Origin of the sequence: Anaerococcus sp. NML200537, from assembly GCF_026131715.1 — a bacterium.
Lineage (GTDB): Bacteria > Bacillota > Clostridia > Tissierellales > Peptoniphilaceae > Anaerococcus > Anaerococcus kampingae.
In genome coordinates this window covers 1-21005 of the sequence record NZ_JAMXSL010000014.1, presented here as the reverse complement: position 1 = coordinate 21005, position 21005 = coordinate 1, and the positions used below count along the sequence as shown (strand labels likewise).

The following is a 21005-nucleotide window of genomic DNA, read 5'->3' as shown; positions in this document are numbered from 1 at the left end:
AGGAGCATGTATGAACGAACAAATAATACAAAAATATGTAAACTTAACAAGTCAAAAAATCTATGACAGCTTTTATCTAGAAACTCAATTAGAAGAGGCTAATAAAAGAATATCTGAAGATGAAAAAGAAATGGAGAGACTTAAAAAGCTTTTAGATAATAATAACATAGATTACAATGTAAACGAAACTAAAGAGGAGAATTAAATGGAATATAAAGAAAACGCCAATATCGAAAATGCAGCAAAAGAGATGATTGAAATTGTTAGAAAATATAAGTTTACTATGGGTGAATTTGACCAAGCGACTTATGGGGTTAGAGAATACTTTAATAAGTATGCGAGGTTACCTGAAGTAGATAAGGTTAATAAAAAAGAAAATTAATCATTATGTAAAAAAGTAAGGAGGGGTTATGACTTTTAACTCTTTAAATTTAAAACAAATCAAAGGGGGTAGGACTATCAAGCAGGCTGATAGGTCCACTCCTTTTTCTTTTGTCTTAGTAGATGTAGAGGGGCAAGAAATACCGCTTGATGGAAAGCAAGCTCTTATATCTTTAAGAAGCCCTAAAAATAATACATTTTGGGAAACAACAAGAGGTGTTAAGGAATCTACAATTGAATTTGAGATGCCTGGTAATCTTAAAGATGACCTATACATTCTAGAAATATCATGCGATGGTTATGTCTTCCCGTCTGATAACGAATTTATAATAGATGTCAAAAAAGGCTATGATGATTTTGATGATAAAGAAACTGCTGAATTAGCTAAAAAATCTACTAAGGAATTAGTAAAAGAAGAAGCTATAAAAGCGGTTAAAGAGCTTGGTGCTACTACGCTTAAAGGTGAAAAAGGGGACCCTGGCAAAGACGGAAACACAGGTCCCCAAGGTCCACCAGGTAAGGATGGCCAAATAAACCTAGCTAGTATCTCAAAGCTAAGCACCCAAGAAAAAAAGGGAATCAGAGACCAATTAGGATCACCAAGCAAAGATGAAGTAGTCCTAAAAGAAGTAGGCAAGGGCTTATCTGACAATAACTTTTCTAATTTATACAAGAAAAAATTAGATAACATAGACCAATCCTTTAAAAAAGTTAATGATTCCATAGATAAGGTTAAATCCAAACAAAACAACCACCTAAGCGACCTAGCAAGTCTAGGAGCATACGAGGTTGGAGATAAACTTATAAAACTAAAACCAAGTATCACAGGTAATGAAGTAAAAATAGGTTATGTGGAAATAGGGAAAATCTTAACTAACGATTTCTATGAATTCTCTTTCACAGGCGAAATCTTAAAAATAAAATTAAAGTCAGAAGCCGACGGCCATATACTTTTATATGGCAAGCCAGACTATGACGACCCAGCCCACCCTGAATTAAAATATGTAGCAAATGAAACAGAAAAGGCCACAAGGTGTGTGGTAAAAGTCGATAATAACCTAAATTCTTACATCATAGACTTTAGAGGAAAAGAAGATGGCCTGCCTGGTAAAAAATTCCAAGGGCAGTTGGTGGTAACTAATGTTACAATGCCTGAGGAGAAGCTGAGATTGATTAGAGAGGAGTGGTTATGATGCAAGTAAAGGAGAATTTGCTAAAAGGCTATAGAGGCACTCATAAAATTAAAGCATTAAATAATGGGGTTGCATCGGATAACTACAATTACCGACAAATAACAATTCCAACTACACTTGAAGAAAATCAAAAATATACATTTTGCTTTAGTTTTAAACAGTTTAATGGAAGCGGAATATTTTCAATAATGCTGTTCGATAAAAACAACATTAAGTCTGCTGGTGGTGCAAGATTAAATGTTATCGATGGAAGATTTTATTTTAACTTCACTTATCGAGCTGGTATTACTGTGAATTTACTGATATATACAGATGTGTCAGGAGAAACTAGAGGAGTGGGAGCGGAGATAAAGGATATGATTATAGTTGATGGATACTTTGATAAGAATGGTGAAGAAATTGTATACTTACCACATAAAGAAGACATGAAACCTGAAAATCAAGCCATTTTCCCTATCGGGGGGGGGTATCACGAAGTCTACCCTCTATAGAGGATATAAGGGGGTTAGTTTATGTTAATTAACCCTAACTTGTCAACTAAATCAGAGTTTAATAAAAATAATATAGAAGTATATAAAAATAGTCTAGAGTTCAGTTTTATAGACGAGAATACTATCAAGATAAAAAAGAAAAAAGGATTTGAATTTGGTCTCATATATGTAAATTTGTTTGACGAATTTACTATAGGCTCAAAAGTAGCTTTTTCAGGAAAGTTTGAATTAATAAAAGGTCAAAATGCTAGAATTTATTTTAATGGATTTAATACTAGCAATCTACTAGTGTCAGAAATCGGTGTTAATAGAATTGAAGCTATAGGAGATAAAAATAACTCATATAATCAAGCTCAAGTAAGAATATTCCATGACGATGAAGTTGTCTTTAGATTTACAGAAATGAAGCTGGAGAAAGACGAAGTAACTCCATACATTCCAAACGAAAACACCCTAGAAATGGCTAAACGTCAGTATTTTATCGGGGGGGGTACGTTCAAAGAGGTTTATCCAGATTAGATCTAGAGGGGGTGCTTTATGTTAGTTAAGCACAACCTATTAGATTTACCATTAATAAATTTATTTCATAGTACATCACAAGCTAAGAATTATGATATTAATTATAAAAATAATATTATATCATTCAAGGGAGTAAAAAGGCCAGAAACGCCATATATATTCGGATATTACTATGAAAACTACAAAAATAATTTCTCTAAGTTAATAATAAAAAATACTGGAGAGAGTCCCATTGTTATCAATGAGCCTTATAAAAACAACGTTAAACAAAGTGATATAACTTTACTACCTGGTGAATATACTGAAATATCAAGAAAAAATTTAGCTGATGGATTCTGTACCTGGATTAAGATTCCAAATATTGATGAGTATAGTAAATCATACGAAATAAAAATAATTAATTTTACAGTTACAGAGGATGGTTTTGCAGATATATACCTACCAAATATAACTGCCCTATCAAAAGAAAAGCAACCCCTACTCCCACCAGAAGGAAACTACAAGGAAATAACACCACTATAGAGAGCCTGGACTCTCTTTTTTATTACAAAGAAAGGAAGAAAAAATGTACAAAATACAAAAACAATATTTTGAAGGAAAGAATGTAACAGACGTAAGACTAACCCAAGATGAACCATATAGGGATTTTGTGGTAAGTTTTGAAGGTAAAATCGAAGGCCTATCAGATGAAGAAATAACCCAGACATCCTTGGCCAAGTTATCCGTGGAATTTGACCCAAGCCTTGCCTTTAAAGATCTCATGGGTAAATTTGAGGCAATGGATACAAGGCTAAAGTCAGTAGAGGATTCTATCTCCATGCTTATGCTTAAGGATATGGGCCTAGAAGAATTAGGAGGGGAGATATAATGCTACCAAAATATGCACTAGAGGTACTAACTAGAAGTCTAGCAAGGAGAATTATCTACCAAGGTGAAACAATAGATTCACTTCTAAAAAAGCTATCCAAGCTAGATAAGGAGGTGAAAGACCAACTAAGAGAGAGTTTAGAAGTATATCTGGAAGAAAATAAATATGAAATAGAAAAGATTAAGATGAAATTAGCCTTGGCAAACTTGAAGAAATGAGTCTTGGGTTTTTGGCTAAATAAGAATAATAGATTATAGAAGAAAGGAAACAAATGGTTAAAATAACAATTGATTTATTGCATGCTCAGATTGGGGACTTAATCACTAGTCCTCTTTATCATTGCTTACTATGGCTAATAGTTTTTGATATAATAGCTGGGTATGTAAAAGCTTTTAAGACTAAGAGTTTTGACTCAAAGGTATCGACTAACGGCTGGCTTAAACACGGTCTAGTCCTAATGTTAATGACTGTAATAGGAGTATATGCAAGGGCATTAGATTATGTTTTTATAAGTTACTTTATATGTCTTGGGTTTATAGGGTCATATGGCCTATCCCTACTAGAGAACCTGGACATCATAGGTGTGCCTTATCCTGAGAAGTTTAGGCAGTTTTTCAAACAAATGAAAGATAATGATTTAGTGCAAATTAAAAATGATGGAAAAATAAAGATAGATGTATCTGATGATGAGAATATAACAATTAATAAAGATTAGCTAAGGCTAGTCTATTTTTATGCTTAAAAGGAGAAATTATGACAAAGATAGAACAATTTGTACAAGAAGCTATAAATATTGCTAATGACAACAGACACGGTTATTCACAATATAACAGATGGGGTAACCCTGATTATGATTGCTCAGGATTAGTAATATATGTTTGTGAGAGAGCTGGAATACCTGTCAAAACTAATGGAGCGACATATACAGGCAACATGTATAGCGTATTCATAAAGTGTGGATTCAGAGATGTGACCGGATTAGTTAACCTAAGAACGGGTGCAGGTCTTAAACGTGGGGATATTTTATTAAATCCTAGAAGGCATACAGAAATCTATATTGGTAACGGCAAAATGGTAGGAGCTAAAATAGATGAAGTAGGTGGCATAGTGGGAAGAAGAAAGGGAGATCAGACTGGCAGAGAGATATGTGTATCTTGGTATAAAAATTACCCATGGACCTGCGTACTCAGATTTGTTGGAGATAATACCTCGGTAAAAACTTCAAATGCTCAATCCTCTAGCCCTAACCAAGGCAAGTTTATAAAAACTGAACATTGGTATGGAATTACCCAAGCGGTATGCAATGTAAGAAGTGCCCCATCTGTGAGTGCTCCAGTTGTAGCTCAGTATGGAAAAGGTGATAGGATAAATTATGACCAAGTATGGGAAGGTGATGGTTATAGATGGCTATCTTATATTTCATATAGTGGCCAAAGAAAATATGTAGCTTATAGGAGATTGTATGGGGATACTACTCCTTGGATAAGAGTGTAGGATAAAAAGTACACGAGAAGAAGTATAATACTAGTAAATAAAAAAAACTACTGATGTAGTGGTATCAAAATCTAAAAAAAGTTTGATTTTAAGTCCAAATGATTTTCGACTCACGTTGACGTGCAAAAATTGCTTTCCGATTTGAGTCGATGAATCGGACTTAAAGACAGCATAAATATTGAAATCTTATACTATAACATAAAACCTACTCTTGTGCTGGGGTAGGTCTTTTTAGTACCATAAATAGTGTAAGAAAGAAAGTAATTTCTATCTTGCACTATTTTTGTATAATGAAAAAGTAGTATGACGAGGGTCTTTTAGGGTTAAAACATCCGTCACAAAAACTGTCAGCTACCTCTTCATTATTCATATTCGGTTAAGCAGGTTGGGCAAAACGTCCGTGTCACGAGCTAAAATGAGTGTAATGGTGCAGGTAGAAACTACAAATTAAAAGAAAGAGGGTAATAAAATGATATCTATAGGAATAGATATAGCAAAAGAAAAGTTTACAGTTTGTGCACTAGAACAAGGTAGCAAAATCATTCGGAAGCCTTTTGATATTCATCTTAAGAAAACAAAAGTAGAGGAATTTTTAAAGAAACTAGATACGTTAAATGAAGAAGTGAAAATAGTCATGGAAGCAACAGGAAAATATCATCTTCCAATCCTCTATGAATTAAAAGACAAAGGATACTTTGTAACTGTAATAAATCCTCTAAAAATGAAACAGTTTTGTCGAGTACTCAACTTTAGAAAAGCAAAAAATGATAATATAGATGCCATACAAATAGCAGAATATGGTTTGATGTACTGGAAAGAGTTACAAGAATACAAAGTAGATGCAGAAAGTTTCAGAGTCCTAAAAGAATTAAACAAATCCTATCAGCACTACATGGAATTAAGAATCAATCAAATGAACTTCATAGATCAAACAATAAGTCAAACATTTCCAGGAATAAAGAAATTAATTCCACATGGATCAAATGATTTTTCAAAAGACAAACTATTAGATTTCTTGGAAATATGGTGGCATAAAAACCTAGTATTAGAAAAACCAGAAGAAAAATTCATAGAAGATTTTAAAAACTGGGCAAAAGAAAAGAGATACCATCCTAATGCTGATAAAGCTAAATCCATATACAAGCTCGCAGAGGAAAGTATCTCAATTCAACCTTCTAATAGCTCATATATAAAGACTAGCATACAAGAAGGGATAGAATTGATAAAACATATAAATCAAATTCTACATACTATTTTATCACAAATGATAGAAATTTCCGAGTCCTTAGAAGAATATCAAGAAGCAAAGAAATTCTCAGGAATATCAGATAAATTAGCAGTACAAATAACAGCAGAATTTGGCGACTTATCAAAATTTAAAAACAAAAAAAGTTTGATATCCTTTGTAGGAATAGATTCACCGCCATATGAGTCAGGGAATTTTAAAGCAGATCAGAGAAAAATAACAAAAAGAGGCAATGCAATACTAAGAAAAGTAGGTTACCAAGCTATGAAATGTATGATGAGCGCTAAAGATCCTGAAAATGATATATATCAATATATGGTAAAAAAAGAAAAAGATGGAAAAGCTAAAAAAATATGTAAATTTGCAGGACTAAATAAATTCTTAAGAATATACTATGCAAAAGTTATGGCATCAAAACAAGAAAACAAGTTGTTAAAAGCAGCTTAGAATCAAGAACAACAATAGCTAAAACAAGCCGATTGTAACCGGCTTATTTGCCATGCTCAAATTTAAACTCTAAATAGCAGGTAGAAAAGTAAAATTAATTTGCTTTTCTACTTGACTTTTGTTAGCAGGTTTTTATGCCAAAAAAAGATCAGAAACAAAAAGAAGCAAAAATGTTAATTGAAGAATATCAGCCTCAAAGCGCACAAGATATTCAAGAAGCTCTAAAAGACCTTCTAGGCGATACAATGGAAGCAGAATTAGATTAGCATTTACACTATGAATATGGAGAAAAACCACTATCATTAAATACAAGAAATGGTACTAGTAAAAAAACAGTTAGATCATCATATGGACATATAGAATACGAGGCTGGGATCAAATCTTATCCCAATTATCAACCCTTACCCTTATATCAGGATTTAGGTTGATACACAAAATTATTTACAGACCCGCAAAAAAGGCTATGAGCATTAAACTCATAGCCTTTCTACTTGCTACCTAAAGACTCTTAAATAAGTTTTCTAAAAACCCTAATTCAATGAGCCTTTATGCAAGAGTATTCTTTGAATAAAGAGCAATTTTCAGACCTTGTTTAATATAGAAAAAACTATGAAAATTATTATGGAAATGAAGTGGAGAGATAAAAAGCTATAAGCGTTGCTTACATTTATTAAAAAGACTTGACACAATTCGTTTATAATGGTAAACTTATTTTGAGCATATTTGTTTACATCTGTAAACTAGGAGGTGGAAAGGAAAATGAGCACAATAGAACTTAATACTTATATCACAGATGCAGAATGGGAAGTCATGCGTGTAGTTTGGGCAAATGATCGAGTAACTAGTAAAAAAGTCATTTCCGTATTGCAAGAAAAAATGGACTGGACACAATCCACTATCAAAACGATCTTAGGACGATTAGTTGGAAAAGGCGTGCTAAATACAGAGCAAGAAGGTAGAAAGTTTATTTACACTGCCAATATTGAAGAGAAAGAAGCCGTAAGGGATTATGCAGAAGATATTTTTAATCGTATTTGCAATAAGAAAGTCGGAAATGTAATAGGAAGCATCATTGAAGATCATGTTTTAAGCTTCGATGATATAGATCGACTAGAAAAAATATTAGAGATGAAAAAATCTTTCGCAGTAGAAGAAGTGGATTGCAATTGTCCAGAAGGACAATGCAAATGTCATTTACATCATCATTAAGAATAAGGAGGAATTTAAAATGAACAATAACAACAAACATTCATCCCACAGTCACCATAATCATGGCGACATGGATCATTCAAAACATGAGCATGGAATCACAGATGAACATGGAGACCATAAAAATCAACATCACGACCATCATGCTGGTCATGACCACAGTGGGCATAGTGGGCATGATCACAGCGGGCATAGTGGGCATGACCACCATCATCACGGTAACTTTAAGGAACTTTTCTTAAAATCATTGCCACTAGGAATCATTATTATGCTCTTATCCCCTATGGCTGGGTTTGACCTACCATTCCAGTTTACTTTTCCATATTCTGATATTGTAGTAGCTATTTTATCTACTATATTAATTATTTATGGTGGACGTCCATTCTATCAAGGGGCAGTTGACGAATTTAAACAAAAAGAACCTGGAATGATGGCTCTCGTTTCTTTAGGTTTAAGTGTTTCATATTTATATAGTATTTATACTGTAATAGCAAGCTACGTAACAGGTGAACAAATTATGGATTTTTTCTTTGAATTTGCTTCATTACTATTAATCATGTTATTAGGTCACTGGATTGAGATGAAAGCTATTGGAGAAGCAGGAGACGCACAAGCAGAATTGGCTAAGTTAGTGCCGAAAGATGCTCACGTTGTGTTAGAAGACGATTCAATTGAAATACGTCCAGTTGCTGACTTAAAGGTAGGTGATTTAATTCGAGTTCAAGCTGGAGAAAATGTGCCAGCAGACGGAACTATCGAGCGTGGCGAATCACGTCTAAATGAAGCTCTTTTGACTGGAGAATCAAAAGCAGTTAAAAAAGGTCCTGGCGATGAAGTAATCGGAGGCTCAACAAATGGAGAAGGGGTTCTTTATATTAAAGTGAATGAGACAGGTGATCAATCCTTCATCTCTCAAGTTCAGAATTTAATCAGCCAAGCTCAAAGTCAGCCTTCCAGAGCAGAAAATATTGCTCAAAAGGTTGCAGGATGGCTCTTCTATATTGCGGTCATTGTCGCACTAATAGCTTTTGTAGTATGGACGCTTATAGCGGACATCCCAACGGCAGTAAAATTTGCTATCACAACATTAGTTATAGCTTGTCCTCACGCTTTGGGTCTAGCTATTCCATTGGTCACCGCTCGTAGCACAAGCTTAGGGGCAAGTCGTGGCTTACTAGTAAAAGACCGAGAATCTTTAGAAATAGCTCAAGATGCAGATGTGATGATTTTAGATAAGACAGGTACTTTAACAACAGGTGAGTTTAAAGTATTAGATGTAAAACTTCTTAATGAAAAATATACAAAAGAAGAAATCATTTCACTATTGGCAGGTATTGAAGGAGGGTCTAGTCACCCTATTGCTCAATCAATTATAAGCTTCGCCGACCAAGAAGGTATAAGTCCAGTATCCTTTGATTCCATTGATGTAATTTCCGGTGCTGGCGTAGAAGGTAAAGCCAATGGGCACCAATACCAATTAATCAGTCAAAAAGCATACGGACGTAATATAGATATGGGTATTCCAAAAGGAGCAACCCTCAGTGTCTTAGTAGAAAACGATGATGCCATTGGTGCTGTAGCTTTGGGGGATGAATTAAAAGCAACCAGTAAAGAGCTAATAGAAGCTCTTAAAAATAACAATATAGAGCCAATTATGGCAACAGGTGATAATGAAAAAGCGGCTCAAGGAGCGGCAGAAGACTTAGGGATTGAATATAGATCAAATCAATCACCACAAGACAAATATGAGTTAGTTAAAACACTTAAAGATGAAGGAAAGAAAGTTATCATGGTAGGTGACGGTGTCAATGATGCTCCTTCTCTTGCCTTAGCAGACGTTGGTATAGCTGTAGGCGCTGGAACCCAAGTGGCATTGGATTCAGCTGATGTCATCTTGACTCAATCTGATCCAGGAGATATTGAATCGTTCATTGAACTAGCACACAAAACAACTCGTAAAATGAAACAAAACCTCTTTTGGGGAGCCGGTTATAACTTTATAGCTATCCCTCTAGCTGCAGGAATTTTGGCTCCTTTTGGCTTCACATTAAGTCCTGCAGTAGGAGCAATTCTAATGTCTGTGTCAACAGTCTTAGTTGCAATTAATGCTATTTTATTAAAATTAGATCCGAAAAAATGACAATTAACATATAGAATAATTGAAACTCCTTAAAGTATCAAGATACAATAGTTTTACAGGAGAAAAAGAGATGTAAGTACTGGCTCTTTGTAAAATCGTGTTGGTAGAAGTAGACGATTTTTCTACCAACACGATTTTTAATTTATTATAGAATTGATTTCTTTTAAAATCATAAAAGCACCTATTTCAACACTTTTATAACTTGTTATCCTATTTTCTTGTAGAATATCAATTAAATTATTCATGTTAGAATATGACAAATGGTTTTCTGGCTCTTCAATTAAAATTATTTTATCTTTATTTGTATTAATATTATTTAAAGCAAGCTCAGTTTTTAATAAGCATTGTAGCCCTCTACCATCATTGGAATATGGAATACTATCAAATTCCGTTATCATATTTGATTCCCATTGACTTATATTCAATAATATCTCCAATATCACATTGAAAATACTCACAAATCTTTCCTAATGTTTATAGACTTACATTTTCGTCTCTTCCTATTTTTGCTATTGTCTTTGGTGTTGTTGCGATTGAACATTGTAAGTCTGTTTTTTCATATTTTTATATTAATAACTTCCATAATTTGTTATATGAAAATCCCATATCATTTTTCAATTCTATATTTTACCTTTGTTATCAATGCTTGTTTTTACTTGACCAAATATTTTAACAAAATCTCCTTTCTTTATATTCTCTAAATCTTTTGTCTTATATCCATAGGCTGGATAATTACCAAGTAATATATTTAGATTTAAACCCACAAATCAAAAAGTAAAAATGAAGTAAATTCGAAGTGAGATTAATTTGAAAACTGGATAAACAAGATTAACAGATATTATATTAAAACAATATTTCTCCGGTACTGGGACTGGGTAGGGACTAAAAATTTGAAAACGTCCTATAATTAGGTGGATTTAGTGATAATCTAAAAAATATAAAACTATACCAGCTTAGTTCTAAAGCTAAACTGGTATTTTTAATTGCTTTTTATTGCCTTTGGAATATATTTTAATTAACTAGGAGGCAGTATGAAAGATTTTTGGTCATATGATAAAGATTATGTTTTAAAAAGCTTAGATTCAAGTGAGGCTGGCCTATCAAGCAAGCAAGCTTCTGATAGAATTGAATCTTATGGGAAAAATGTTTTTAAGAAGAGGAAGTCGGAATCTCAATTTATGATTTTCTTGTCTCAATTTAAAAGCCCAATAACAATGATTTTGATCTTTGCGGCTATCTTGTCGATTTTTATGAAGGATTATTCAGATGGGATTATTATCTTGATTATTATAATGATTTCTTCAATTTTAAGCTATCTTCACGAAAGTAAGGCCAAGGATGCTGTAAAAAAGCTCCTTTCTTCGGTAAGTGTTACTTCTTCAGTCCTAAGAGATGGGAAATTTGTTGAGCTTGATAATGCAGATTTGACTTTTGGTGATATTATTAGCGTTAAAACTGGAGATATGATTCCGGCTGATTGTTTGCTCCTTGAGGGCAATTCTCTTTCAACTGACGAATCAAGCCTGACAGGGGAGACCTTCCCAGTGGAGAAGATAAGCGGGAAAATCCCTGCTAACACTACTTTATCTGAGAGGAAAAATGTCCTTTGGATGGGCACCCATGTAATCAGTGGATCTGGCAAGGCTGTAGTAGTGAATTTGGCAAAAAATTCAGAATTTGGCAAGATTACTGCATCCCTAAGCCAAAAGGACTCTGATACAGACTTTGAGAAGGGGATAAAGGATTTTGGATCTTTAATTTTGCATGTCACAAGCCTTTTAATTGGCCTTATATTTATATTTAATATCATTTTAAATAAGCCTTTCTTAGAATCCTTTATGTTCGCCCTGGCTCTTTCTGTTGGCCTCACACCTCAGATGTTGCCAGCTATAATCAGTGTAAACCTATCCCAAGGTGCCAAGAGGATGTCTGAGGAAGGTGTCATTGTCAAAAAATTAAATGCAATAGAAAATTTCGGGTCAATGACTATTATGTGCTCTGATAAAACAGGGACAATAACAAAGGGAAAGGTCAAGCTTGATAGGGCCTTAAATTTCAATGGAGAAAAATCAGGAGATTTAAGTAAATTTGCGGCCATAAATTCATATTTTCAAGAAGGCTATGCAAATCCGATTGACCAGGCTATTTTAAGTGCGAACAAAGAAGACTTTTCTGCCTACAAGAAGCTATTTGAAATACCCTACTCTTTTGAAAATAAAATATTAAGTATACTAGTAAAAACTGGTCCTGATTTATCAAATAAAAATCTTATGGTAACTAAGGGAGCCTTTGAAAGCATTGTAAATATAAGCAAATTTTATGAGAAGGCCGACGGTTCTGTTGGAAAAATTGATGAGATTAAAGACCAAATATTTGACTTATTTTCTAAGTTCTCAAGCCAGGGCTACAGGGTCTTGGGTCTTGCTTATAAGGATTTAAGCGGTGAGTCTGATTTTGAAAATGAGAAGGCAGAAGACATGATTTTTAAAGGATTTTTGCTCTTTATTGACCCATTAAAGGAAGATATCAAAGAAGTCATAAGTCAGATGAATGACCTAGGCATCGCTCTAAAAATGGTAACAGGTGATAACTGTGAAATAGCCAAAAATATCGGAAGCCAGATAGGCCTTGATCCAGAAAAAATCTTGCTGGGTCAAGATTTAAGTTCATATTCTATAAGCCAGCTAAACAAAAAAGTCCTAGACATAGATATATTTGCAGAAATTAGTCCAAATCAAAAGGAAAAAATAATAAGAGCCTACAAGGAAGCTGGAGAAATCGTAGGTTATATGGGAGATGGCATAAATGATGCACCAGCCATAAAGCAAGCTGATGTGGGCATATCAGTAGATACAGCAGCCGACACTGCCAAAGATGCAGCCTCAATTGTACTTTTACAAAATAGTCTAAGAGTATTATTATCTGGAATAAAAGAAGGAAGAAGAACCTTTATAAATACCTTGAAATACATATTCGTCGCAACAAGTGCGAACTTTGGAAATATGTTTTCAATGGCAGGGGCGAGTATTTTCTTAAAATTCCTACCCCTATTGCCAAAACAAATTCTTCTAACAAACTTATTGACAGACTTCCCATCCTTGCAAATAGCCTCAGACTCAGTAGATAAATCTTGGTTAGAAAAGCCAGTGAAATGGGATATGAAATTTATCAAAAAATTCATGATAGTTTTTGGCATTACATCATCACTCTTTGACTACCTAACATTTTTCGTCTTAATCTTCATCTTCAAAGCCGACGAGAAACTCTTCCAAACAGGCTGGATGCTAGAATCAGTCATCTCAGCCATGATAGTCATGCTAATAGTAAGAACAGCAAGACCAGTAATAAAAAGCAAACCAAGCAAGGGCCTACTAATAGCAATATTAAGCGTAAGTATATTATTAGTTTCAATAATATATAGTCCAATAAACTCCTACCTGGGCCTAGTAAAATTACCACTAAAAGCACTCCTATCCATGCTAGGTATATCCATAATATATGCCCTATTTGCAGAAGTTTTGAAGAGAAAATTCTATAAGCATAATTCTTTTTCTAGGAAATAGGGGTAAGGGAATCTTTGTATAATTACAGGGGCTGTTGCAGAATGAATAATCAATTATATACAATAACGAAGATGCTAAGGCAAAAATCAATTTAGATTATTAAAGAAAGGTTTATATGAGGGGTGATATCTATGAGAGATTTACGAATTAACTATGATTTATTTTTTATCAAAAAAGACTTCTACAAGTCCAATAAAAATATGTTAAAGGATGTTCTAGTCCTTACAGAGGATGATTTTTTTAATCATTATAAGTATGGAAATGTGAATAATATTAGCAATCATGAGACTTGGGGGATTGATTTTGATTATGTGATTATTGGAGTAGAAGGTTGGTTTGAAGCTCTTCCTGAAATATTTAGAGAAAATTTAAAGGAAGAGACTATTAATAATGGAGATGCTTTTAAATGTGGGGATATTCTCCTTACTAAGAAAACATGGAAGTCTCTTGATCTTGGTCTTAAGGAAAATTTTTTTAAAGATAATGATGATGAGCTTGTAGATACTAATATTAATAATATTGAAGGTTTTGATTATTTAAAGAAATTTCATAATGTTTTTCCAAATAGTCATGGCCCTAATTGTTTTGCAAGTGTCATGTATTCGATTTCAAAAAAAGAGGATTTGATTAATGAGTGGGCATTTGCTGATAGCTTGTTATTGTTTCTAGAAGCTAAAGGCTATGAAAAAATAGGTGAAATAAAAGACCTTAATTTGATAAAAGCAAATGATGTACTAATTTTATATGATGAAAATCCTGTCCATGCTGTATTTTGCTTGGATGATAAGTTATGTTTTAATAAATTTGGACAGACTATGCATGAAGCCTGGTCTATTTGTAAAATAGACTATGTTCTTGGTGAATTTAATGATATTGATTGGAAGATATTTAGAAATATAAATTAAAAAATTGCTAAGGACCGGTGATTTTCACCGGTTTTTTCTGTAAGATTTTTTATTATTGTCTTCCAATACAAGAACCCTTTCACCACTTTATCAAAGTTATCTAATAATTGACAAGTGGAATTATAAATGTATAGTTTTTTAAATTGCTTTATCATACTATTTGGATGTATGATTTTAATTTTGATTAAATTATTTTTTATATAAAGGGGAAGATGATGAAAGTTGTTAAATTTGGGGGAAGTTCTTTGGCTGATTCTACTCAGCTTAAGAAGGTTAAGGATATTATTTTTGCAGATAGTGATCGCAAATATATTGTTGTTTCTGCGCCTGGCAAGGGTGTCAATAACAATCACAAGGTGACTGACCTTTTGGCTATGTGCCACCAATTAAGTGACCATGACTTAAATTTTAATGAGGTTTATAGGATTATTGAGGATGTTTATAAAAATATTGTCGATGACCTGGGCCTTGATATTGATATTGACGCGATCCTTGCTGAGGTTAAGGAAGAGATTACAAATGGGGCTTCTTATGATTTTGTTGTTAGTCGTGGGGAGTATATGAGTGCTAGGGTTTTGGCTGCTTTTATTGGCTATGAATTTGTGGATGCCAAGGATTTGATTACTTTTAATGATGGGATTTTGGATTTGGATAAGTCTAAAGCTTACATTAAAGATATCTTGGCTAAGCATGATAGGGCTGTTATTCCTGGTTTTTATGGTCAGGAAAATGGCGAGATTATGACATTTTCTCGTGGAGGGTCTGATGTGACGGGCTCTGTTATTGCTTCAGCTGTTGATTGTAAGATGTATGAGAATTTTACTGATGTGTCTGGATTTTTGGTTGCTGATCCTAGGATTGTCAAAAATCCAAAGCCTATTGGCACCATTACCTACAAGGAGCTTAGGGAGCTATCTTATATGGGGGCTAATGTCCTTCATGAAGAGGCGATTTTCCCTCTTAGGGATAAAAATATTCCAATTAATATTAAAAATACTAATAAACCGGATAAGCCAGGAACTCTTATTGTTTCAACCTGTGATGTCAAAAATAAAAACATCCTTACAGGTATTACTGGCAAGAAGGACTTTACTTCTATTACCCTAGAGAAGGTAAATATGAACAGTGAGAAGGACTTTTTTAGGAAACTTACTACTGTTTTTGAGTCTAACGATATTTCAATCGAGCATATGCCTTCGGGTATTGATACGGTTTCTGTTCTTGTGGCAGATTCCTATATTACCCCTAAGCTAAATAAGGTCCTTGAAGAATTACAAATCTATTTGGATGTTGATAGCCTATCTTGGGAGAGGGATATTTCTCTTATTGCAGTAGTTGGCCGAGGCATGATTAAGGAAAAGGGTGTTTCAGCCAGGACTTTTACTGCTCTTGCTAAAGAAGGTGTTAATATCAAGATGATTAGCCAGGGCTCTAGCGAGCTTAATATTATTATCGGCATAGAAACTCAAGATTTTGAAAGGGCAATCCGCTCTATTTATGACGAATTTTATGGAGAAAAGTAAGACAATTTAGAATTTGTCTTCGTATATAGTTGATTAGTTTTAAATAAATTTTAACTACCCCCACTAAGACCATTTTAGCCTTGGATGGGGGATTTTTTATTGTCTTTCTATTGACTTTTATTTTATATATGCTATAATATTCATATGAACAAACAAACATATGAAAGGTGACTAATATGAATATTAAAAATATCTCGGATAACATTTTGGCTGATTTGGCCGATTTGTTTAAGATTTTCTCAGACTCTACCAGGATGAGGATTATGTATAGGCTTTTTGAGGGGCCTGTGAGTGTGGGGGATATTGCTGAAAGTCTTGATATGAGCCAGTCAGCTATTAGCCACCAGCTTAGAAATCTTAAGGAGAATAATCTCGTTAAGGCCGAGAGGGATGGCAAGTCTATGATGTATAGCTTGGCTGATGACCATGTCAAGATTATCATTGCGACTGGCCTTGACCATGTTTGTGAAGATGATAAGAATTGTGCAGAGTGCGAAGAAATTTGTGAAGAATAATTAGGAGGATTTTATGAAGAAGAAATATATTATTGAAGGTTTGGATTGTGCTAATTGCGGAGCTAAGATTGAGGAGGCCATCTCTAAGATGGATGGGGTTAATTCTGCTAGCGTGTCTTTTTTGACTGAGAAGGTTAAGCTTGATTTGGCTGATGATATAGACCTTGAAGCTTTCCTTAAAGAGGCTAATGAGATTGCCGATAGGATTGAACCAGGGTCTGTGATTAAGGAGAAATAGATGTTTAAGTCAATGACTAAGGACCATAAGAAAGAGCTTTATAAGCTGATTCTTATTGGCCTTGCTAGTTTTGGGCTTACCTTTGCGACAGGCCATAAGCACAATGATATTGGTCATCCTAATTGGGGTGTGCTTTTAGCTTTTCTTCTCTTATATTTAATAGCGGCTGCTGATGTTTTAAAGGCTGCCTTTGAGGGAATTAAGAGGGGCCAGGCCTTGGATGAGAATTTCCTTATGACCATCGCTACCCTTACAGCCTTTATCATAGGAGATTATATCGAGGCCATTGCCGTTATGGTTTTTTATGGCTTTGGAGAGCTATTTGAAGAGATTGCTACCCACCGTTCTAAGGAAAATATCAAGGACCTCCTAGACCTAGTGCCTGATCTTGCTAATAGGGTTCTGGAGGATGGATCTATCGAAGAGATTGACCTTGATGATGTAGAAGTGGGCGATGTGCTCATGGTTCGTGATGGTGAGAAGGTCGGTGTCGATGGCTTTGTAATCGAGGGCAGGGCCCTGGTTGATACTTCTTCTGTGACAGGTGAGTCTATGCCTGTTGAAATTGAGCCAGGTAGCGAAATTATTTCCTCATCTATTGTCACAGATGGGATTATAAAATATAGGGCAGAGAAGGAATTTGACGATTCTGTAGCTGCCAAGATTATAGAACTTATTGAGGATTCACATACAGCAAAATCTGATAGCGAAAAGCTTATTACAAGATTTGCCAGGATTTACACACCAATTGTAGTCGCCCTTGCAGGCTTAGTTGCCATTGTTCCACCACTTTTCATGGGTGGGTCCTGGTCAGACTATCTCTTTAGGGCAGCGACCTTTTTAGCATTGTCCTGTCCATGTGCCCTTGTCTTGTCAGTGCCACTTTCCTTTATGTCAGGCTTGGGACTAGCAAGTCGTGATGGAATTTTGGTTAAGGGCAGCCAATATTTTGAAGACCTAAAGACAGCTGATATTCTCCTTACAGATAAGACAGGAACTCTAACTACAGGAGAATTTGTAGTTAAGGACATAGTTTATTATGATGTTGATGATAAGGAAGAGCTTTTAGATTTTATTTATAATCTAGAAAAGATGTCGACCCATCCTCTTGCCCAAGGCATAGTTGCTTCTCTAAATCGTGAAGAAAATCCTGATTTATTTGAAGATGTTGAAAATGAAAAGGGCCTTGGAATTAAAGCTAGGACTAAGGATGGTAGACAAATAAAAATTGGATCAGCAAGGTATGTAGCCTATGAGGGCGATGTAACCGATAGGGCTGTATTTTTAGCCATAGATAGTAAGCTTGCTGCAAAGATTATCGTAGAAGATGAGATAAAAAAAGGTGCTAAGGAGACTATTAAATTTCTTAAGGGTCAGTTTAAGGAAGTTGGAGTTGTATCTGGAGATAGCGTCTTTGCTGTAAAAGACTTGGCTGACAAACTTGATATTGATATTTACCATGGTGAGGTTATGCCAAAAGATAAGCTTGAAATTATGAAGGCCTACCAGGATGCTGGCCACAAGGTCGTTTTTGTTGGTGATGGTATAAATGATGCACCAGTTCTTAAAAATTCTGATATAGGTATTTCAATGGGAGAAACTGCATCAGATCTTGCCATAGAATCATCAGATATCCTTATAGCAAATGGACAATTTAGCCAACTTGAAAGGCTGATGAAGATAGCTAATATAACCAATTTGACAGTTGTGCAAAATATTGTATTTATAATGACAGTTAAAATTTTAATCTTAATCCTGGGCCTATTTGGATATGCTTCAATGTGGCTAGCCATAATCGGAGATGTGGGAGTGTCAATTGCCGCCATCCTCTGGGCTATGAGGATACTTAAAAAGAACCTTTAAGGGTTCTTTTTTTGACCACAGAGCTAAGTCTTTCAATCATTGAAAACTTCCTATTTCCTAGTATAATACAAGGGTATAAATGTATGAAATTTAAAGGCCTTTTAGGTCTTTTCCTTTATAAAGATTGAGAGATGTTATGAAATTTAAGCTTAATTCAGAATACAAACCACGTGGAGACCAGCCGGAGGCTATTAGAGAGCTTTCTGATGGGATTCTTGCTGGCAAGAAGGACCAGATCCTAAGAGGGATAACAGGCTCTGGTAAGACCTTTACCATGGCCAACATTATCGAAAAGGTCCAAAGACCTACCCTAGTCCTTGCCCACAACAAGACCCTTGCCTACCAGCTTTTTACAGAATTTAAGGAGTTTTTCCCAGACAATGCTGTAGAATATTTTGTTTCCTATTATGATTATTACCAGCCAGAGGCCTATGTGGCCGCAACTGACACCTACATTGCCAAGGATTCATCCATCAACGATGAGATTGACAAGATGCGCCACTCTGCGACCATGGCTCTTTTTGAGCGTAGAGATGTTATAATTGTGGCATCTGTCTCCTGTATTTATGGTCTGGGAGATCCGATTGATTACAAAAAGCTAGTCGTATCCCTAAGACCTGGCCAAGAAATAAGCCCGGCAGGGGTAATGAAAAAGCTTATTGACGTCCAATATGTGAGAAATGACGTGGACTTTGACAGGGGGACCTTTAGGGCTAGGGGCGATATCCTTGATATCTACCCAGCAGGTTTTGACCAAAAGGCTATCAGGGTTGAATTTTTTGGAGATGAAATCGATCAGATTTCAGAATTTGATCCCCTAACAGGCAAGGTTCTATCAAAGCTTTCCCACGGCTATATATATCCTGCCAGCCACTACGCTACCACAAGCGAGAAGACTGAAAGGGCAATAGTTACAATTGAAGAAGAGCTAGAAGAGAGAATCAAGGAATTTGAAAGCGAAAATAAACTCTTAGAAGCCCAAAGAATTGAACAAAGAACCAGATATGACATAGAAATGCTCAAGGAAATCGGATTTTGCTCAGGGATTGAAAATTATTCAGCCCACCTATCTCAAAGACCAAGGGGGTCAAGGCCTTACACACTAATCGACTATTTTCCAAAAGACTTCGTCCTAATGGTAGATGAGTCCCACGTATCAATTCCTCAAGTAGGAGGTATGTATGCAGGGGATAGGTCCAGAAAGCAAAATCTAGTAGATTACGGATTTAGACTACCTTCAGCCCTAGATAATAGGCCGCTTAAATTTGAAGAATTTGAAAAGCTAATTAACCAGACAATTTACGTCTCAGCAACACCAGGCCCATACGAGATGGAAAAAACAGGGGGCAAGATTGTAGAGCAAATAATAAGGCCAACAGGACTACTAGACCCACTTGTAGAAATAAGACCAACAGAAAATCAAATAGATGACCTTATAAATGAAGTCTACAAGACAATTGATAAGGGAGACAGGGTCCTTGTCACAACCCTAACCAAGAAAATGGCCGAAGACCTCACAGACTATTTAACAGAAAAGCAAATCAAGGTCAAATACCTCCACTCAGACATAAAGACCATCGAAAGAAGCGAGATAATAAGAGAGCTAAGGTTGGGAGAATTTGACGTATTAGTAGGCATCAACCTCCTAAGAGAGGGATTAGATATACCAGAAGTATCCCTAATAACAATCCTAGATGCCGACAAGGAAGGCTTTTTAAGAAGCGAAACCTCCCTAATACAAACCATAGGAAGGGCCGCCCGTAACTCAGAAGGCAGGGTAATAATGTATGCCGACCGCATCACAGGATCCATGCAAAAGGCAATAGATGAAACAGAGCGTAGAAGAAAAATTCAAGAAGCCTTCAACAAAAAACACAATATTACCCCAACCACCATCAGGAAAAACATAGGCGAAATAATCCAAGTAACCAAAAAAGCAGAAGATGTAGAAGAAATCCAAGAAATAAACAGGGCAGAAATAGAAACAATCCTAATAAACATGGAAGCAGAAATGTACAAGGCTGCAGAAGAGCTTGATTTTGAAAGAGCAGCAAAATTACGAGACCAAATTAAAAAAATGAGAGAGAATTTCTAATCCAAGATAAGAATATTTCTAATCCAAGATTAGAATATTTTAGGGGATTTTCCCCTAGAACCCCTTCTTTTCTTATACAATATGAGATTATTATTTACTATTATCCTTCGTAATTTTGTCTTAAAATAAATGTTTGTCATCAAGCTGATGACTTCGCCAAAGGGGGAGAGCCAAGGACCCTTTCGCATGGGTGTAGGACTCCCCAAAAGTTGTAGCTAGAAAAGAGGCTGCAATGAAAAAATATAGTTTAGAATTAAAGAAAAAAGTAATAAAAGAATACGAAGAAGGCGAAATAAGTTTAAATAAATTAGCAAG

24 protein-coding genes and 3 pseudogenes are annotated in these 21005 nt (G+C 35.1%); 22 read left to right on the top strand and 5 right to left on the bottom strand.

Going from position 1 to position 21005, the window contains the following annotated elements:
• Positions 1-10: 10 nt before the first annotated feature.
• From NH288_RS05420 to NH288_RS05355, 15 genes and pseudogenes are all read left to right on the top strand, one after another.
• On the top strand, positions 11-205 hold the full coding sequence (locus NH288_RS05420; protein ID WP_265213706.1) for a hypothetical protein: 195 nt from the start codon (positions 11-13) through the stop codon (positions 203-205).
• A complete protein-coding gene (locus NH288_RS05415) occupies positions 206-382 on the top strand; it encodes a hypothetical protein (RefSeq protein ID WP_265213704.1) in 177 nt (58 codons plus the stop codon). It abuts the gene before it with no gap.
• Between the two features lie 28 nt (positions 383-410).
• Positions 411-1574 carry a collagen-like protein gene (locus NH288_RS05410; RefSeq protein WP_265213702.1) on the top strand — a complete coding sequence of 388 codons (1164 nt, stop codon included), beginning with the start codon at positions 411-413 and terminating at the stop codon, positions 1572-1574.
• Positions 1571-2065 carry a hypothetical protein gene (locus tag NH288_RS05405; protein WP_265213700.1) on the top strand — a complete coding sequence of 165 codons (495 nt, stop codon included), beginning with the start codon at positions 1571-1573 and terminating at the stop codon, positions 2063-2065. Before NH288_RS05410 ends, NH288_RS05405 begins: the two co-directional genes overlap by 4 nt.
• A 21-nt stretch (positions 2066-2086) precedes the next feature.
• Positions 2087-2584, top strand: a complete 498-nt coding sequence (locus NH288_RS05400) for a hypothetical protein (RefSeq protein ID WP_265213698.1) — start codon at positions 2087-2089, stop codon at positions 2582-2584.
• 18 nt (positions 2585-2602) lie between these two features.
• Positions 2603-3106 carry a hypothetical protein gene (locus tag NH288_RS05395; RefSeq protein ID WP_265213696.1) on the top strand — a complete coding sequence of 168 codons (504 nt, stop codon included), beginning with the start codon at positions 2603-2605 and terminating at the stop codon, positions 3104-3106.
• 43 nt (positions 3107-3149) lie between these two features.
• Positions 3150-3452, top strand: a complete 303-nt coding sequence (locus tag NH288_RS05390) for a hypothetical protein (protein WP_265213695.1) — start codon at positions 3150-3152, stop codon at positions 3450-3452.
• Complete coding sequence (locus NH288_RS05385; RefSeq protein WP_265213694.1) at positions 3452-3670, top strand: hypothetical protein; 219 nt, start codon at positions 3452-3454, stop codon at positions 3668-3670. Before NH288_RS05390 ends, NH288_RS05385 begins: the two co-directional genes overlap by 1 nt.
• 53 nt (positions 3671-3723) lie before the next feature.
• Positions 3724-4167 (top strand): phage holin family protein, encoded by a 444-nt coding sequence (locus NH288_RS05380; RefSeq protein ID WP_265213693.1) that lies wholly within the window; start codon positions 3724-3726, stop codon positions 4165-4167.
• A 38-nt stretch (positions 4168-4205) separates the two neighbouring features.
• Entirely contained in the window at positions 4206-4946 is a 741-nt protein-coding gene (locus NH288_RS05375; protein WP_265213692.1) for an SH3 domain-containing protein, read from the top strand.
• 469 nt (positions 4947-5415) lie between these two features.
• Positions 5416-6639 (top strand): IS110 family transposase, encoded by a 1224-nt coding sequence (locus NH288_RS05370; protein WP_265213691.1) that lies wholly within the window; start codon positions 5416-5418, stop codon positions 6637-6639.
• Positions 6640-6773: 134 nt separating this feature from the next.
• Positions 6774-6905 carry a hypothetical protein gene (locus NH288_RS05365; RefSeq protein WP_265213690.1) on the top strand — a complete coding sequence of 44 codons (132 nt, stop codon included), beginning with the start codon at positions 6774-6776 and terminating at the stop codon, positions 6903-6905.
• A 282-nt stretch (positions 6906-7187) separates the two neighbouring features.
• A pseudogene (locus NH288_RS11400) lies at positions 7188-7283 on the top strand (relaxase); the annotation flags it as partial.
• Positions 7284-7398: 115 nt separating this feature from the next.
• A complete protein-coding gene (locus NH288_RS05360) occupies positions 7399-7848 on the top strand; it encodes a CopY/TcrY family copper transport repressor (protein WP_265213689.1) in 450 nt (149 codons plus the stop codon).
• Positions 7849-7867: 19 nt separating this feature from the next.
• On the top strand, positions 7868-9988 hold the full coding sequence (locus NH288_RS05355) for a heavy metal translocating P-type ATPase (RefSeq protein ID WP_265213688.1): 2121 nt from the start codon (positions 7868-7870) through the stop codon (positions 9986-9988).
• 137 nt (positions 9989-10125) lie between these two features.
• Here the strand turns inward: NH288_RS05355 and NH288_RS05350 are convergent, their stop codons facing one another.
• From NH288_RS05350 to NH288_RS05340, 4 genes and pseudogenes are all read right to left on the bottom strand, one after another.
• Entirely contained in the window at positions 10126-10386 is a 261-nt protein-coding gene (locus tag NH288_RS05350; protein WP_234025878.1) for a hypothetical protein, read from the bottom strand.
• Positions 10370-10450 (bottom strand): hypothetical protein, encoded by an 81-nt coding sequence (locus tag NH288_RS11395; protein ID WP_410035291.1) that lies wholly within the window; start codon positions 10448-10450, stop codon positions 10370-10372. Before NH288_RS11395 ends, NH288_RS05350 begins: the two co-directional genes overlap by 17 nt.
• A gap of 15 nt (positions 10451-10465) precedes the next feature.
• A pseudogene (locus NH288_RS11390) lies at positions 10466-10594 on the bottom strand (XRE family transcriptional regulator); the annotation flags it as partial.
• 20 nt (positions 10595-10614) lie between these two features.
• Positions 10615-10722 (bottom strand): annotated as a pseudogene (locus NH288_RS05340) (DNA-binding protein); the annotation flags it as partial.
• Between the two features lie 297 nt (positions 10723-11019).
• Between NH288_RS05340 and mgtA the strand changes: the two are divergent.
• The 7 genes from mgtA to uvrB all read left to right on the top strand — a co-directional run bounded on the left by mgtA (position 11020) and on the right by uvrB (position 20690).
• Entirely contained in the window at positions 11020-13551 is a 2532-nt protein-coding gene (mgtA, locus tag NH288_RS05335; RefSeq protein ID WP_265213686.1) for a magnesium-translocating P-type ATPase, read from the top strand.
• A gap of 131 nt (positions 13552-13682) precedes the next feature.
• Positions 13683-14456: a hypothetical protein gene (locus NH288_RS05330; RefSeq protein WP_265213685.1), complete on the top strand. Its 774-nt coding sequence runs from the start codon at positions 13683-13685 to the stop codon at positions 14454-14456.
• A 215-nt stretch (positions 14457-14671) separates the two neighbouring features.
• The gene (locus NH288_RS05325; protein ID WP_265213684.1) at positions 14672-15979 is read left to right on the top strand and encodes an aspartate kinase; all 1308 of its coding nucleotides are present in this window, start codon (positions 14672-14674) and stop codon (positions 15977-15979) included.
• A gap of 176 nt (positions 15980-16155) precedes the next feature.
• The gene (locus NH288_RS05320) at positions 16156-16494 is read left to right on the top strand and encodes an ArsR/SmtB family transcription factor (protein WP_106461546.1); all 339 of its coding nucleotides are present in this window, start codon (positions 16156-16158) and stop codon (positions 16492-16494) included.
• Positions 16495-16507: 13 nt separating this feature from the next.
• On the top strand, positions 16508-16732 hold the full coding sequence (locus tag NH288_RS05315) for a cation transporter (RefSeq protein WP_106461547.1): 225 nt from the start codon (positions 16508-16510) through the stop codon (positions 16730-16732).
• On the top strand, positions 16733-18595 hold the full coding sequence (locus NH288_RS05310) for a heavy metal translocating P-type ATPase (RefSeq protein ID WP_265213683.1): 1863 nt from the start codon (positions 16733-16735) through the stop codon (positions 18593-18595).
• Positions 18596-18731: 136 nt separating this feature from the next.
• Positions 18732-20690: an excinuclease ABC subunit UvrB gene (uvrB, locus tag NH288_RS05305; RefSeq protein WP_265213681.1), complete on the top strand. Its 1959-nt coding sequence runs from the start codon at positions 18732-18734 to the stop codon at positions 20688-20690.
• Positions 20691-20810: 120 nt separating this feature from the next.
• Here the strand turns inward: uvrB and NH288_RS05300 are convergent.
• On the bottom strand, positions 20811-21005 hold a 195-nt coding region (locus NH288_RS05300; protein ID WP_265213679.1), incomplete at its 5' end, for a hypothetical protein.